The organism is Bacillus sp. LR--39, assembly GCF_053613335.1.
Genome location: NZ_JBSIOT010000212.1, coordinates 1 through 1,277 on the forward strand (window position 1 = coordinate 1; position 1,277 = coordinate 1,277).

1 protein-coding gene and 1 pseudogene are annotated in these 1,277 nt (G+C 50.4%); both read left to right on the forward strand.

Annotated elements, in window-relative coordinates; genetic code table 11:
• Positions 1-712, forward strand: a pseudogene (locus tag ACWHAR_RS21885) (MATE family efflux transporter); the annotation flags it as partial.
• A gap of 20 nt (positions 713-732) precedes the next feature.
• Positions 733-1,277 (forward strand): sugar transferase (locus tag ACWHAR_RS21890; RefSeq protein WP_452087811.1); only part of this gene is annotated, 545 nt, incomplete at its 3' end.

Sequence of the window (1,277 nt, forward strand, 5' to 3'; positions counted from 1 at the left end):
AGCCGCCGTATTTTCACCTACGATTACACTCTATTATTCAAAAGGCGACAAAGAAGGGCTCGTCCGTTATGCCAATCAGGCCGTCAGGTTTAACGGCATCCTGCTCGCTTTGCCGGCGGCGCTTCTGGGGGGGCTTGCCGGCCCGTTTCTGTCGCTTTGGCTCGGCCCTTCATTCGAACATTTGAAATGGCTCTTACTGATACATGCGGGCTATTTGGTTGTTTCATTAAGCCCGGCGCCGCTGTTTTACATCTTTACCGCCTATAACAAGCTGAGAACACCGGCGCTGACCACGGTTGCCTTCGGCGTTGTCAATTTGCTGCTTGCCATCGTGCTGAGCGGCCCGGCGGGACTCGGCCTTTACGGAATTGCGCTGGCCGGTGCGGCAGCTTTAACGCTGAAAAACGTCGTCTTCACTCCGATTTATGCATCAAAGATTACGGGTGAAAGAAAAAGGGTCTTTTATAAAGGCATATACGGGCCGGTTGCCGGCGCTTCATTTACTTTGGCTGTCTGTTACGCTCTTCAATACTTATTTTCGATCGTCAGCCTGCTGTCTTTGTTTGTCACGGCACTGGCTGCGACGTTGGCTTACGGCCTGTTTGCCTATTTCGTCATGTTGACGAAAGCGGAACGGCGCATTGTCACAACGAAGCTGCAAGCATACCGGTGTTCTCTATCCTTCCCGTTTCAAAAGGGATTTTTTAAATAAAAGAAAGGGGTGCGTTTTTCGTGCTAGCGAAACGGTTTTTCGATCTTGCATTGTCAGTTATTTTGCTGGTCGCGCTCAGTCCGGCCATGATTCTGACGGCTTGTCTCATCAGATGGAAAATCGGCTCGCCTGTTTTATTTCGCCAAACCCGTCCGGGGCTGAATGGCGAGCCTTTTACATTATATAAATTCAGAACGATGACTGATGAAAGAGATGCAGCAGGCAATCTGCTAAGCGATGAAAAGCGGCTGACAAAGACGGGGCGGCTGATCAGAAAAACGAGCCTTGACGAATTGCCGCAGCTGATCAACGTTATCAAAGGAGACCTCAGCCTCGTCGGGCCGCGCCCGCTTTTGATGGAGTATATCCCCCTTTATACGAAGCGGCAGTGGAGACGCCACGAAGTCAAGCCGGGCATCACGGGCTGGGCGCAGATCAACGGGAGAAATAAAGTGACATGGGAGGAAAAATTTGAACTCGATGTCTGGTATGTGGATCATCGTTCTTTTTTGCTTGATCTCAAAATCCTTTTGTTGACTGTCGTAAAGGTTTTGAAGTCGGAAGG